Raw genomic sequence first — 13,754 nt, forward strand, 5'->3', positions numbered from 1 at the left:
CATGGGAGCCCAACTGAGGGTCTACCGGCAGAAGATCCGGACGGCCCAGACCACCAAGAAGATCACTCGCGCCATGGAGCTGATCTCGGCGTCGCGCATCCAGAAGGCGCAGCAGCGCGTTCTCGCGTCCGCCCCCTACGCTCGGGCCGTCACCCGTGCGGTCTCGGCGGTCGCCACCTACTCCAACGTCCATCACCTTCTGACGACGGAGCCCGAGAACCCCACGCGTGCCGCGATCGTGCTGTTCACCTCCGACCGCGGACTGGCCGGCGCGTTCAACGCGCAGGTCATCCGCGAGGCGAGCGAGCTGCGCACGCGGCTCGAAGCCGACGGCAAGGAGGTCGTGCACTATCTGGTCGGCCGTAAGGCCGTCGGGTACTTCGCCTTCCGCCGCCGGGCCTCCGAGCGGGACTGGACCGGTGGAACCGACAACCCGGAGTTCGGCACCGCGCAGGAGATCGCCGCGGCGATCGTCGAGAAGTTCATCCAGCCGACCGAAGAAGGCGGCGTGGATGAGATCCACATCGTCTACAACCGCTTCGTCTCGATGCTCGTTCAAGACCCCGAGACGGTGCGTCTGCTTCCCCTCGAGGTCGTCGAAGGCGTCGAGGACCCGGGCACCGAGCACGTCGCGCTGCCGCTCTACGAGTTCGAGCCGGACGCCGACGACGTGCTCGACGCGCTGCTTCCGGTCTACATCGAGAGCCGCATCTTCAACGCGATGCTGCAGTCGGCCGCCGCGAAGCACGCCGCCACGCAGAAAGCGATGAAGTCGGCGAGCGACAACGCCGACAAGCTCATCAAGGACTACACCCGACTGGCGAACAACGCCCGCCAGTCGGAGATCACCCAGCAGATCTCCGAGATCGTCGGCGGCGCCGACGCCCTCGTGAAGTAAACGAAGAAGCTCTAGGAAGAGGACACGAGATGGCTACAGCCACCAAGAAGGCACCCGCGAAGAAGGATGCGCCGGAACAGCACGCCAGCGGCGGTCGCGCGACGCAAGCCGCGGGCGGCGTCGGACGCATCGCCCGCGTCACCGGCCCCGTCGTCGACATCGAGTTCCCGCACGACGCGATCCCCGAGATCTACAACGCGCTGCAGACCGAGATCACCCTCGCCGGCGAGACGGTGACGCTCACGCTCGAGGTCGCCCAGCACCTCGGCGACGACCTGGTGCGGGCCATCGCGCTCAAGCCGACCGATGGTCTGGTGCGCGGCCAGGAGGTGCGCGACACGGGCAACCCGATCTCGGTGCCCGTCGGCGACGTCACCAAGGGCAAGGTGTTCAACGTCATCGGCGAGGTGCTCAACGCCGCTCCCGGCGAGAAGATCGAGATCACCGAGCGCTGGCCGATCCACCGTCGCCCCCCGGCCTTCGACCAGCTCGAAAGCAAGACGCAGCTCTTCGAGACCGGCATCAAGGTCATCGACCTGCTCACCCCGTACGTGCAGGGTGGAAAGATCGGCCTCTTCGGCGGCGCCGGCGTCGGCAAGACGGTGCTCATCCAGGAGATGATCTACCGCGTCGCCGCCAACCACGGTGGTGTCTCGGTGTTCGCCGGTGTCGGTGAGCGCACCCGTGAGGGCAACGACCTCATCCACGAGATGGAAGAGGCGGGCGTCTTCGACAAGACCGCCCTCGTCTTCGGCCAGATGGACGAGCCGCCGGGAACCCGTCTGCGCGTCGCCCTGTCGGCCCTCACGATGGCGGAGTACTTCCGCGACGTGCAGAAGCAGGACGTGCTGCTGTTCATCGACAACATCTTCCGCTTCACCCAGGCGGGTTCCGAGGTGTCGACGCTGCTCGGCCGCATGCCTTCCGCGGTGGGCTACCAGCCGAACCTCGCCGACGAGATGGGCATCCTCCAGGAGCGCATCACCTCGACGCGCGGCCACTCGATCACCTCGCTGCAGGCGATCTACGTCCCCGCCGACGACTACACCGACCCGGCGCCGGCGACCACCTTCGCCCACCTCGACGCCACGACGGAGCTCTCGCGTGAGATCGCTTCGCGCGGTCTCTACCCGGCCGTCGACCCGCTGTCGTCGACCTCGCGCATCCTCGACCCGCGCTACCTGGGTGAGGACCACTACCGGGTCGCGACGAGCGTCAAGGCGATTCTGCAGAAGAACAAGGAACTCCAGGAGATCATCGCGATCCTCGGTGTCGACGAGCTCTCCGAGGAAGACAAGATCACGGTGTCGCGCGCGCGCCGCATCCAGCAGTTCCTCTCGCAGAACACCTACATGGCGACCAAGTTCACCGGCGTCGAGGGTTCAACCGTTCCGCTCAAGGAGACCGTCGAGTCGTTCGACGCGATCGTCAAGGGCGAGTTCGACCACGTTGCCGAGCAGGCGTTCTTCAACGTCGGCGGCATCGACATGGTCGAAGAGCAGTGGGCGAAGATCCAGAAGCAGAACGGCTGAGCATGGCCGACGTCAAGTCACTGGCTGTCAGCGTCGTCGCGGCCGACCACGAGGTGTGGTCGGGCGAGGCGCGGCAGGTCGTGGCGCGCACCACGATCGGCGAGATCGGCATCCTCGCCGGGCACGAGCCGGTGCTCGGGATTCTCGCCTCTGGCCAGGTGCGGGTGACCCTTCTCGACGGATCGGTCGTGACCGCGAGCGCCGACGACGGGTTCCTCTCGGTGCAGAACGACACCGTGACGATCGTCGCCGGCACCGCCCACCTCGTCTCCTGACCCGATCGGGGGGCGCTTGCTCATCGTGATGGCCGGGCTTCCCGGTAGCGGCAAGAGCACGGTCGCCGAAGGGTCGGCAACGGCACTCGGTCTGCCGGTGGTGTCGGTCGATCCGATCGAGTCGGCGATCCTCTCGGCGGGAATCGACGCCGACCAGCCGACCGGTCTCGCCGCGTACCTCGTCGCCGAGACGATCGCAGAATCGGTCATCGCGAGCGTCGGCGGGGTCATCGTCGATGCCGTGAACGCGGTCGAGCCCGCGCGCGAGCAGTGGGTCAAGCTCGCCGCGCGTCGCGGCATCCCGATCCGGTTCGTCGAGGTGGTCTGCTCCGACGAGAACGTGCATCGCGCACGTCTCGAAGCACGCGGTCGCCAGCTCGCGCACATCGCCGAACCCACCTGGCACGCCGTCGAGCAGAGCCTCGACGAGTGGGAGCCCTGGAGCGGCGAGTCGGGTGCCGTCCCCCGGATCACGGTCGACTCGGTGCACCCCGTCCCGGTGCTGGTCGATCAGATCGCCGCCTTCGTGCGGTCCTGAGCCCGCGGTCCCGGCTCGTGCTGATCCTGCTCCCGCCCTCCGAGACGAAGCGCGTCGGCGGCGACGGCCCGCCGCTCGACCTCACGGCCCTCTCGTTCCCGGAACTCACGAGCGCTCGACGTCGGGCGCTGTCCGCGCTGAAGGCACTGTCGCGCAACCTCGCCGCCGCCGCCGGGATGCTGCGCCTCGGGCCGTCGAGCGCGACCGAGGCCGCCCGGAATCGCATCGTCTCGACCTCTCCGACGATGTCCGCGATCGACAGATACGACGGGGTGCTGTTCGACGAACTGGATGCCGCATCCCTTCCGCCGAGCGCGCGCGCCTTCGCCGCCGGGCACCTCGCGATCGGCTCGGCGTTGTTCGGGCTGAGCGGAGCCCTCGACCTCATCCCGGCGTACCGGCTGTCGCACGACTCCCGGCTGCCGGGAACGACGCTCGGCGCGATCTGGCGCACCCCGCTCGCGGCGGCGCTCGCGGCCCGCACGGGTCTGCTGGTCGACCTGAGGTCGGAAGGCTACGCGGCGCTCGGTCCGATCCCGGATCGCCCAGATGCGGTGTACATCCGCGTGGTCAGCGACGACGGCGAGGGGCGCAAGCGCGCGCTCAACCACTTCAACAAGAAGGGCAAGGGCGCGTTCGCCCGCCGCCTGCTACTCGCCGAGATCGACCATCCCGACGTCGACGCGCTGCTCGCCTGGGCGGCTGCGGAAGGTATCCGGCTCGAACCCGGCGCGCCCGGAGAGCTGGACCTCGTCGTCTGAGCCTGCCCGCGCCGGGTGACATCGCATCTGCCAGGATGTGCGCATGAAACGGGTGGACGCGACGCCGTCGCATGCCGTGGGGGTGATCGACTCCGAGCTCGTCGCGGTACGGGCGCAGCAGGGGGTGCTCGAGGCGCGGGCGTTCGCGGTGCTCACCCTCGACGTCGGCGCCGTCACGCTCTATCTCGCGATCCGGGAGCGGGTCGCCTGGGATCCGGTCGTGACCGGGTCGCTCGGCTTCTGGGCATTCCTGGCCGCGGTCATCCTGATCGCCGGATCGATCGCGTTCGCGGCGCGCGGGACCGTTCCGGCGCGTGCCGACGACATCCCGGTCCCCGTGCTGCTCGGGGAGCAGGATGCTCTCGTCGCGGCGAGGGTGGCCCAGCTTGAGCGGGCGCGTGCCCGCGTCGCGCGGTCAGGCCGGCGGGTGGTGATCGCGCTGCTTCTCGCTGTGGCGGCGATCGCCGATGTCGGCCTGCTCACCTGGTGGGCGGCGAGCGGCTGGTGACGCCGCGAATCACGGCTCGTGCGCGCGCCAGCACTCCGCCAGGTGGTCGTCGACGAGCCCCGCGGACTGCATGAGCGCGTACATCGTGGTGGGCCCGACGAACCGGAAGCCGAGCTTGCGCAGTGCGGCGCTGAGCGCTTCCGACTCCGGGGTGACCGCCGGGATGTCGGCCCAGGTGCGCGGACGCCGACGCGGGTCGGCCGGCGCGTAGCTCCAGATGAGGTCATCGAGCGCTCCGGGTCGCTCGCCCACGAGGTCGGCGGCGACGTTCGCGTTGCCGATCGTCGCCAGCACCTTCGCGCGGTTGCGGATGATGCGTTCGTCGAGCATCAGCCGCTCGACCTCGGCGTCGCCGTAGGCGGCCACCGTCTCGATCCGGAACCCGTCGAACGCCGCGCGGAAACCCGGTCGGCGCCGCAGGATCGTGATCCACGACAGGCCCGCCTGGAAGCCCTCGAGACAGATCTTCTCGAACAGCGGCTGGTCGCCGTGCAGCGGCGTGCCCCACTCCTCGTCGTGGTAGCGGCGGTACTCGAGGTCGGTGCCGATCCAGCCGCATCGCGGCTTTCCGTCGTCGCTGACGAGGATCTCGGGTCGGCTCACGCGGCGCCGGACCGCTGGGCGAAGCCGTCGGCCGCCGCCTCGGCATCGCCGGCTTCGAGGTCGAACAGCGACACCGGCTCGTGGCTCCGTGGCACCCGGTGGGCGATGCCCTCGTGGGCGAGCAACCACGACTTGGTCGGGATGCCTTCGCCTCCGCTGTACCCGGTGATCATGCCGTCGCTGCCGAGCACCCGGTGGCAGGGCACGATGATCGGCACCGGGTTGGCTCCGACGGCACCGCCGACGGCGCGCCCGGCGGTGGCCCGCCCGGTTCCGCGGCCGAGGTCGCCGTAGGACACCACCTCGCCCCACTCGAGATCGACGAGCTGCTCCCACACCGCTTTCTGGAACGCCGTGCCGGCGAGGCTGACGGGGACGTCGAAGTCGCGCCGTCGCCCCGCGAAGTACTCGGCGAGTTGCGCCGCCGCGCGATCGAGGACGGCGTCGGGGGCTTCGGGCAGGTCGTCGTGGGGCAGCGACCCGTCGCGTTCGATCGAGAGGGCGATGACGGCGGAGCCGTCGCCGACGATCTCGATGCGCCCGAGGGGGCTGTCGATGCGACGCAGCGCCGCGGGGGTGGTGGTCATGCGTCGAGCGTAGACGCCGCCTCCGACCGGGGAGCGCGGGAATCGGACATCGTGCACGCCGGCTCCCGCGCGGACCTGGGGAGGACGCTGCCTAGGCTGGCGGAATGGAGAAACGCACCCTCGGCACGTCGGCGCTCACCGTCTCGGTGGTCGGTCTCGGCTGCAACAACCTCGGCCGCCCCGGCACCCTCACCCTCGAGCAGGCGGGAACCGACGCCGTCGTGCACGCGGCTCTCGACGCCGGTGTCACGTTCTTCGACACCGCCGACGTCTACGGGGCCGAGTACGGCCTCAGCGAGACCCGGCTCGGCGCCGCCCTCGCCGGCCGGAGGGACGAGGCGGTCATCGCCACCAAGTTCGGCCACACCTCGATGGGCAGTCCGCTCGCCGACCTCGGCCCGCGTGGCGGCCGCACCTACATCCGCGCGGCGGTCGAGGGGTCGCTGAACCGGCTCGGCATCGAGACGATCGATCTCTACCAGCAGCACACCCCCGATCCGACCGTCCCGATCGCGGAGACCCTCGGCGCGCTCGACGAGCTCGTGCGTGAAGGCAAGGTGCGGGCGATCGGCAACTCCAACTTCGATGCGGCGCAGCTGACCGAGGCGGATGCCGAAGCGACCCGTCTCGGCGCCGCCCGGTTCGTCACGGCCCAGAATCACTACAACCTGCTCGCGCGCGAAGCCGAGGCCGACGTCATCCCGACCGTCGAGCGCCTCGGACTGGGGTTCTTGCCGTTCTTCCCGCTCGCCAACGGGCTGTTCACCGGCAAGTTCTCGCGCACCGATCTGCCCGCCGACACCCGCATCGGCCGGCAGCGTCCCGAAGTGCACGAGAACGCGCCCTGGGACGCCATCGAGGCGTTCGAATCCTTCGCCGCAGCTCGCGGCATCGGCATCCTCGAGGCGACCTTCGGCTGGTTCCTCTCCCGCCCGGCGTTGTCCAGCGTCATCGCCGGGGCGACCAAGCCCGACCAGATCCGGGCGAACGCCGCGGCCGGCAACGGCTGGCGCCCGACGCCCGACGAGCTGGCCGCGATCGACGGGTTCTTCGCGCCCGCCTAGGACTGCAGCACGGCGATCCCGACGTTCAGGGTCGTGGCGAACAGCAGCCACGCCCAGTACGGGATGAGCATCACGGCGGCAGCCTTCCGCACGCGCCAGAACGCCGTCATCGTCAGCAGCACGGCGACATCGAGCGCGACGATGATGACGGCTGCCGCCCACAGCGCGGCGACGCCGGCCACGGGGTAGAGACCGAAGAAGACCGGGGTCCACACGGCATTGAGAACGAGCTGGACGACGTAGCGCGTCAGGGCGCGTCGCACGTCACGTCGGTCGATCACGCTGCCCACCCGCACGGTCTCCCGCCACACCAGCCAGGCGGCGACCGACATGAGGGTGTAGAGCACCGTCCAGGCCGGACCGAAGAGTCCATTTGGCGGGCTCCAGACGACCTTCTCCGCCTCGGCGTACCAGCCGTCGACCTGGGAGATCGTCGCGATGCCGCCCAGCGCCGCCACAGCGGCGGAGATCACCAGAAACGCCCCGAGGGTCAGGGCCGACTTCACCGTCGGGTTCATGCGGCGACGTTACCGGGCCCGGGGCCGCACCATCAGTGGCCCACCAACGGAGCCATCACGCGAGCGATGACCGATCGACGCCGCGTGACGCGTTCCTCGACGTCGGCGGCCGCCATCGCCAGCATCCCGGCGTTGGCGCCGAGGAAGCGCAGCGGCTCGGGTTCCCACTCGGGGGAGCGGTGCCCGACCCAGGGCAGCCGGGTGAGCTCGGTCTCGGCCCCGGTCAGCAGGTCGGCGAGGGTGCGCCCGGCGAGGTTCGTCGTCGAGAGACCGTCGCCGACGTAGCCGCCGGCCCGGCCGATCCGGGTCGCCGGGTCGTAGGTCACCGCCGCATGCCAGTCGCGGGGAACCCCGAGCGGCCCGCCCCACCGGTGGGTGATCGCCGCATCCGCCGCGGCAGGGAACAACTCGACGAGCGTGCGCCGGAGGTGCTCGAACACCCGGGGCACGCGATCGTAGCCCGGTCGGATGGCGCTGCCCCAGTGGTAGCGCGCGCCGCGCCCGCCGAACGCGAAGCGGTCGTCGGCGGTGCGCTGCCCGTAGATCAGCAGGTGACGGTAGTCGGTGAAGGTCTGCCCGTGGGCGATGCCGATCTCGTCCCAGAACGCGGGCGGCAGCGGTTCGGTGGCGATCATGAGCGAATACAGCGGCAGGATGCGGCGCCGCGTCGCCGGGAACGTCGCGGTGTAGCCCTCGGTCGCCACGACCACCCGGTCGGCGGTGACGACACCGCGGGTGGTCTCGACGCACCCGGACGTCACCGACGTCACCTCGGTGCGTTCGAGAATCCGCACGCCGCGGGCCTCCAGCACGGCGGCGAGACCGCGCACGAGCTTCGCCGGATGCAGCCGCGCGCAGTTGCGGTCGAGACTCGCGCCGAGCGCGCCCGCCGCGTGCACCTCGCCAGCGCCCCGCCAGCCGATGTCGTCGACCCCGTAGCGCTCCGCTTCGGCGATCTCGGCGCGTGCGGCTCGTTCCTGCACCGCCGACCGGGCGTAGGCGATGGTGCCCCCGCGCGCGTAGTCGCAGTCGATCCCGAGGGACTCCGCCGCCCGACCCACCTCGGCGACCGTCCCGATCATCGCCCGCCGCATGTCGAGGGCGGCGCCGTGCCCGTGGGCGCGTTCCAGCGAGACGGTCGAACGCGGGAACAGCGCGCTGCACCACCCCCCGTTGCGGCCCGACGCCCCGAACCCGGCGATCTCCTTCTCGAGCACGACGATGCGCAGCGCGGGGTCGCGTTCGAGCAGATACCACGCGGTCCACAGCCCGGTGAGTCCGCCCCCGACGATCGCGACATCCGCGTCGGTGTCGCCGTCGAGCCCCGCCCGCGGCGTCAGGTCACCGGCAGTCGCGTGCCAGAAACTCAGGTCGGCGTAAGTCAGAGCCGGGTCCACGCCTCGGTGAGCACGCCGCGCAGGATCGACTCGATCTCGTCGAATTCGGGCTCGCCGATCGTGAGCGGGGGAGCGAGCTGGATGACGGGGTCGCCCCGGTCGTCGGCCCGGCAGTAGAGACCCGCCTCGAACAGCGCCTTCGACAGGAACCCGCGCAACAGCCGCTCCGACTCGTCGTCGTCGAAGGTGGTCTTCGTCGCCTTGTCCTTCACCAGCTCGATGCCGAAGAAGTAGCCGTCGCCGCGCACGTCGCCGACGATCGGCAGATCCTTGAGCTTCTCCAGCGTCGAGCGGAACACCGGCGAGAGGGTGCGCACCCGCTCGTTGAGCCCCTCCTCCTCGAAGATCGCGAGATTCTCGAGCGCGACCGCCGCCGACACGGGATGCCCGCCGAAGGTGTACCCGTGATAGAACGACGTCGAGCCGTGCCGGAACGGCTCGTAGATCTTGTCCGAGACGATCGTCGCGCCGATCGGGGAGTATCCGGAGGTCATCGCCTTCGCGCAGGTGATCATGTCGGGTACGTAGCCGTAGGCGTCGCAGGCGAACATGTGGCCGATGCGGCCGAAGGCGCAGATGACCTCATCCGACACCAGCAGCACGTCGTAGCGGTCGCAGATCTCCCGCACCCGCTGGAAGTATCCCGGCGGAGGCGGGAAGCATCCCCCGCTGTTCTGCACCGGCTCGAGGAAGACCGCCGCGACCGTCTCCGGGCCTTCGAACAGGATCATCTCCTCGATGCGGTTCGCCGCCCACACTCCGAACTGCTCCTCGGTGCCGCCGGCGAATCCCATCTCCTCGGCGCGGTAGAAGTTCGTGTTCGGTACCCGGAAGCCGCCGGGTGCGACGGGCTCGAACATCTCCTTCATCGCCGGGATACCGGTGATCGCGAGCGCGCCGTGCGGGGTGCCGTGGTAGGCGATCGCGCGCGAGATCACCTTGTGTTTCGTCGGCCGGCCCTGCAGTTTCCAGTAGTACTTGGCGAGCTTGAAGGCCGTCTCGACGGCTTCGCCGCCGCCGGTGGAGAAGAACACCCGGTTGAGGTCGCCCGGGGCGTAGTCGGCGAGCCGGTCGGCGAGCTCGATCGCGTTCGGATGCGCGTACGACCAGATCGGGAAGAACGCCAGCTCTTCCGCCTGCTTCGCCGCGACGGCGGCGAGCCGCTGGCGCCCGTGGCCCGCGTTGACGACGAACAGCCCGGAGAGGCCGTCGATGTACTTCTTGCCCTTCGAGTCCCAGATGTGATGGCCCTCGCCCTTGACGATGATCGGCGTGCCGTGTTCCTCCACCACCGACTGACGGGTGAAGTGCATCCAGAGGTGATCCTTCGCCTTCTGTTGCAGATCGGCGTCGTTCGCGGTGGTCAGCGTTTCCATGGTCATCGGGTACCCCAGTTGTAGAACTGCTTCTGCAGTTTCAGGTAGACGAACGTCTCGGTCGAGAGCACGCCTTCGATCGCGCGGATGCGGTGGTTGAGCAGCTCGATGAGATCCTCATCGGACTCGCAGACGACCTCCGCGAGGATGTCGAAACTCCCGGCGGTCAGCACGACATAGTCGACCGACGGGATGGCCGCGAGCTCCTCGGCGACGCGGGTCGTGTCACCGGTCACCCGGACGCCGATCATCGCCTGCCGGTAGAACCCGAGCTGCATCGGGTCGGTGACCGCGACGACCTGCATGACGCCGGCATCCGTCAGCTTCTGCACCCGCTGGCGGACGGCCGCCTCGGAGAGGCCGACCGCCTTGCCGATCTCGGCGTAGGAGCGTCGGCCGTCCTCCTGGAGCTGCTCGATGATGCCCTTCGACACCTCATCGAGCGCCACCGCCTTCGAGCGCGCCATGATTCGATCCTGACAGCCGTCGAGGGCCCCCGCAAGCGATTCCGCAATCTGAGAGGCCTGACAGTGACGAAATCGCTAGTTTCGGCGGAAAGGGTGGCGAAGTAGGGTGGGCGCATGGCTGATCGCACGCTGCGCAACTTCATCAACGGTGAGTACGTCGACGCGAAGGGAGACAGCTCGTTCCCCGTCGTCGACCCGGCGACCGAAACCTCCTACGCGGCCTCCCCGGTGTCCGGGAAAGCCGACGTGGATGCCGCCTACGCGGCCGCCGCCGCCGCATTCGAGGAATGGGGCGAGTCCACCCCCTCCGAGCGGCAGCTCGCGCTGTTCCGCATCGCCGACGAGATGGAGAAGCGAGCCGACGAGTTCGCCGACCTCGAATCGCAAGACACCGGCAAGCCGCGCACCACCCTCGTCGACGACGAGATCATGCTCTCCGTCGACCAGATCCGGTTCTTCGCCGGCGCCGCCCGCATCCTCGAAGGCCGCGCCAGCGCCGAATACATGAAAGACCACACCTCGTCGATCCGCCGCGAGCCGATCGGCGTCATCGGCCAGGTGACCCCGTGGAACTATCCGCTCAACATGGCCGTGTGGAAGGTCGCGCCCGCGATCGCCGCCGGCAACACGACCGTGCTCAAGCCCTCCGACACCACGCCCCAGTCGACCCTGCTGCTCGCCGAGATCGCCGCCGAGTTCCTGCCGAAAGGCGTGCTCAACGTCATCACCGGAGACCGCACCACCGGCGGCCTGATGATCGACCACAAGACCCCGCAGATGGTCTCCATCACCGGGTCGGTGCGCGCCGGAATGGAAGTCGCCAAAGCCGCCTCCGCCGACCTCAAGCGCGTGCACCTCGAACTCGGCGGCAAGGCGCCCGTCGTCGTCTTCCCGGACGCCGACATGGCCAAAGCGGCCGAAGGCATCGCGATCGCCGGCTACTTCAACGCCGGCCAGGACTGCACCGCCGCGACCCGCGTGCTCGTGCACAAGGACGCCCATGACGCGTTCCTCGCCGCGCTCACCGACTACGTCGCCGCCAACGTCACCACCGGCGACCCGAAAGACCCCGACACCTTCTACGGCCCCGTCAACAACCAGAACCAGCTCGAGCGCGTGCTCGGGGTGATCGACGCGTTGCCGAAGCACGCGAACGTCGTCACCGGCGGCGAACGCAAGAGCGGCAAGGGCTACTTCATCGAGCCGACCATCGTCGACGCCCTCAAACAGAACGACGACGCCATCCAGAACGAGATCTTCGGCCCCGTCATCACCGTGCAGAGCTTCAGCGACGAAGCCGAGGCCCTCGCCTGGGCCAACGGCGTGCAGTACGGGCTCTCATCCTCGGTCTGGACCAGCGACCACGGCCGCGCCATGCGGTTCGCCAAGAGACTCGACTTCGGCTGCGTCTGGATCAACACGCACATCCCGCTCGTCGCCGAAATGCCGCACGGCGGCTTCAAGCACTCCGGGTACGGCAAGGATCTGTCGATGTACGGCTTTGAGGACTACACGCGCATCAAGCACGTCATGTCGTACATCGGCGAGTAACCCGGGGTGCGCTCGAAGACCGATTGAGCCCTCGAGCCGAGAGAGCGGGGACCCCTACCCCGATCGACTCGAGGACTCAATCGGTCTTCGAGCGCTGGGTAGCTCTTTGCTGCGGCGGTGCGTTGCTGGATGCGTCGGCGTCCGGGTGGAGGATAGGGGGGTGGAGCCCGACCTCGACGACACCGTTCGTGCTGCTCCGCGACCTCCGGCGCCGGCGCGGGGCGTGGACCTCGATGACACCGTGGCTCGAGGGACTGTCGTCGCACCCGCGAGTCCGCCTCCGCTCGTCGAACCGCCGGTTCCCGCGCCGCGGCCGTTGCCGACCGTCGTTGAAGCGGGCATCGTTGAAGCGGGCGTCGCTGCGCCGATCGTCGAGGCTGGTCTCCCCGTCGAAGCTCCGGCGCCCGAGCCGGCGGGTCCGGCCCCGTTCCGGGCGCTGTTCGCCGATGGCACCGAAGTGGCGCTCGACGTCACCGTGTATGTCGGGCGTCGGCCGAGCGTGCCGCGCATCCACACCGGCGGGGAGCCGCGACTGGTGACGCTGCCGTCGCCCGGTAAAGAGCTGTCGGCGACGCATCTCGAGCTGAAAGTGGTGGGCGGGGCCCTCGTGGCGAGCGACATGCGCTCGACGAACGGCACCATCGTGCAACTGCCCGGAGCCGCACCGCGTACCCTCATCCGCGGCGAGTCGGTCGTCGTCGTCCCGGGCACCCGCATCGACCTCGGCGAGGGTGCCGTGCTCGACATCCTGCCTCCGCTCGCCGGGCGCGACTCATGAGCAGCGTCGGCCGGGACCGCACCGGGTACCGGCTCACCGTGCCGGGCAAGCGCAGGAGCTACGTCCTCGACTGGGCGGGCCGCAGCGACGTCGGTCGCAAGCGCGTCGTCAACGAAGACAGCGTGCTGGTGGCTCCTCCCGTGTTCGCCGTCGCCGACGGCATGGGCGGTCACGCGGCCGGCGACCGGGCGAGCGCCGCCGTCGTGGAACGACTCGCCGCGCTCGCCGGCACCGCCGAACACGGCTACCTCGACATCGCGGGACTCGACGGCGCCCTCACCGCGGCCGCCGACGACATCGACGACTTCGCGGCCCACATCCCGATCGGTGCGGGCACGACCGTCACCGGGGTGCTGCTCGCCCTGCAGGGCGGCGAACCGCATTTCGCGGTGTTCAACATCGGTGACAGCCGGGTCTACCTGCTCGCCGACGGCGAGTTCAGCCGGGTCACGCGCGACCATTCGGTCGTGCAGGAGATGGTGGACGCCGGCCTGATCGACGAACGGCAGGCGGAAGACCACCCCGACAGCAACGTCATCACGCGCGCCGTCGGCTTCCGCGAAAGCCCCCGGCCCGACCTGTGGATGCTGCCGATGCGCCCCGGCATGCGGCTGCTGTTGTGCTCCGATGGGCTCACGAAAGAGGTCGACGACCGGCGCATCCGCAGCTACCTGGCCGGCGGCGCGTCGGCGGCGGAGACGGCGGACGACCTCATGGATGCCGCTCTCGCGGCGGGCGGCCGCGACAATGTCACCGTCGTCGTGATCGACGTCGCGGCACCGGCGCAGCGACCCCAGCGTGACACGGTCGGCACAGTCCCCAGTTCAGGGGGAACGCGCCCCTGAAACGGCGGGCGCTCAGTCGCAGTCTGCCTAGAATGGGGCAACCCGCGGCAGGAGAG

At 69.5% G+C, this 13,754-nt stretch carries 16 protein-coding genes; 10 read left to right on the forward strand and 6 right to left on the reverse strand.

All coding sequences use genetic code 11. The features are described from left to right. Position 1 precedes the first annotated feature (1 nt). From IE173_RS02375 to IE173_RS02400, 6 genes are read left to right on the forward strand one after another with little or no spacing between them, the layout of a single operon-like run. The gene (locus tag IE173_RS02375; RefSeq protein WP_191281764.1) at positions 2-898 is read left to right on the forward strand and encodes a F0F1 ATP synthase subunit gamma; all 897 of its coding nucleotides are present in this window, start codon (positions 2-4) and stop codon (positions 896-898) included. Between the two features lie 29 nt (positions 899-927). After that, on the forward strand, positions 928-2,430 hold the full coding sequence (gene atpD, locus IE173_RS02380; RefSeq protein ID WP_229841828.1) for a F0F1 ATP synthase subunit beta: 1,503 nt from the start codon (positions 928-930) through the stop codon (positions 2,428-2,430). Positions 2,431-2,432: 2 nt separating this feature from the next. Beyond that, positions 2,433-2,705 (forward strand): F0F1 ATP synthase subunit epsilon, encoded by a 273-nt coding sequence (locus IE173_RS02385; RefSeq protein ID WP_191281765.1) that lies wholly within the window; start codon positions 2,433-2,435, stop codon positions 2,703-2,705. A 25-nt stretch (positions 2,706-2,730) separates the two neighbouring features. After that, positions 2,731-3,243, forward strand: a complete 513-nt coding sequence (locus IE173_RS02390; RefSeq protein WP_229841920.1) for a P-loop nucleotide/nucleoside kinase family protein — start codon at positions 2,731-2,733, stop codon at positions 3,241-3,243. Positions 3,244-3,260: 17 nt separating this feature from the next. After that, positions 3,261-4,004 (forward strand): YaaA family protein, encoded by a 744-nt coding sequence (locus IE173_RS02395; protein ID WP_191281766.1) that lies wholly within the window; start codon positions 3,261-3,263, stop codon positions 4,002-4,004. 43 nt (positions 4,005-4,047) lie between these two features. After that, positions 4,048-4,512 (forward strand): hypothetical protein, encoded by a 465-nt coding sequence (locus tag IE173_RS02400; protein ID WP_191281767.1) that lies wholly within the window; start codon positions 4,048-4,050, stop codon positions 4,510-4,512. 9 nt (positions 4,513-4,521) lie between these two features. On the opposite strand, the gene IE173_RS02405 is transcribed toward IE173_RS02400, so the two are convergent. Continuing rightward, positions 4,522-5,115: a DNA-3-methyladenine glycosylase I gene (locus IE173_RS02405; RefSeq protein ID WP_191281768.1), complete on the reverse strand. Its 594-nt coding sequence runs from the start codon at positions 5,113-5,115 to the stop codon at positions 4,522-4,524. Beyond that, the gene (locus tag IE173_RS02410) at positions 5,112-5,702 is read right to left on the reverse strand and encodes a methylated-DNA--[protein]-cysteine S-methyltransferase (protein ID WP_191281769.1); all 591 of its coding nucleotides are present in this window, start codon (positions 5,700-5,702) and stop codon (positions 5,112-5,114) included. Before IE173_RS02410 ends, IE173_RS02405 begins: the two co-directional genes overlap by 4 nt. A 104-nt stretch (positions 5,703-5,806) precedes the next feature. On the opposite strand from IE173_RS02410, the gene IE173_RS02415 reads away from it, so the two are divergent. After that, entirely contained in the window at positions 5,807-6,766 is a 960-nt protein-coding gene (locus IE173_RS02415) for an aldo/keto reductase (protein ID WP_191281770.1), read from the forward strand. Here IE173_RS02415 and IE173_RS02420 read toward each other — a convergent pair. From IE173_RS02420 to IE173_RS02435, 4 genes are read right to left on the reverse strand one after another with little or no spacing between them, the layout of a single operon-like run. After that, the gene (locus IE173_RS02420) at positions 6,763-7,284 is read right to left on the reverse strand and encodes a TspO/MBR family protein (protein WP_191281771.1); all 522 of its coding nucleotides are present in this window, start codon (positions 7,282-7,284) and stop codon (positions 6,763-6,765) included. The genes IE173_RS02415 and IE173_RS02420 overlap by 4 nt on opposite strands. 32 nt (positions 7,285-7,316) lie before the next feature. Beyond that, entirely contained in the window at positions 7,317-8,681 is a 1,365-nt protein-coding gene (locus IE173_RS02425; protein WP_229841829.1) for an NAD(P)/FAD-dependent oxidoreductase, read from the reverse strand. Further along, entirely contained in the window at positions 8,666-10,057 is a 1,392-nt protein-coding gene (locus tag IE173_RS02430) for an aspartate aminotransferase family protein (protein ID WP_191281772.1), read from the reverse strand. Before IE173_RS02430 ends, IE173_RS02425 begins: the two co-directional genes overlap by 16 nt. Before the next feature lie 2 nt (positions 10,058-10,059). Then, on the reverse strand, positions 10,060-10,524 hold the full coding sequence (locus tag IE173_RS02435) for an Lrp/AsnC family transcriptional regulator (RefSeq protein WP_191281773.1): 465 nt from the start codon (positions 10,522-10,524) through the stop codon (positions 10,060-10,062). A 114-nt stretch (positions 10,525-10,638) separates the two neighbouring features. Here IE173_RS02435 and IE173_RS02440 point away from each other — a divergent pair, with 114 nt between their 5' ends. The 3 genes from IE173_RS02440 (at position 10,639) to IE173_RS02450 (ending at position 13,698) form a co-directional block, all read left to right on the forward strand. After that, on the forward strand, positions 10,639-12,075 hold the full coding sequence (locus tag IE173_RS02440) for an aminobutyraldehyde dehydrogenase (protein WP_191281774.1): 1,437 nt from the start codon (positions 10,639-10,641) through the stop codon (positions 12,073-12,075). A gap of 160 nt (positions 12,076-12,235) precedes the next feature. After that, entirely contained in the window at positions 12,236-12,853 is a 618-nt protein-coding gene (locus tag IE173_RS02445; RefSeq protein WP_191281775.1) for an FHA domain-containing protein, read from the forward strand. Then, complete coding sequence (locus tag IE173_RS02450) at positions 12,850-13,698, forward strand: PP2C family protein-serine/threonine phosphatase (protein ID WP_191281776.1); 849 nt, start codon at positions 12,850-12,852, stop codon at positions 13,696-13,698. Before IE173_RS02445 ends, IE173_RS02450 begins: the two co-directional genes overlap by 4 nt. The last annotated feature ends 56 nt before the right edge of the window (positions 13,699-13,754 follow it).

The organism is Pseudolysinimonas yzui, from assembly GCF_014653215.1.
GTDB lineage: Bacteria > Actinomycetota > Actinomycetes > Actinomycetales > Microbacteriaceae > Pseudolysinimonas_A > Pseudolysinimonas_A yzui.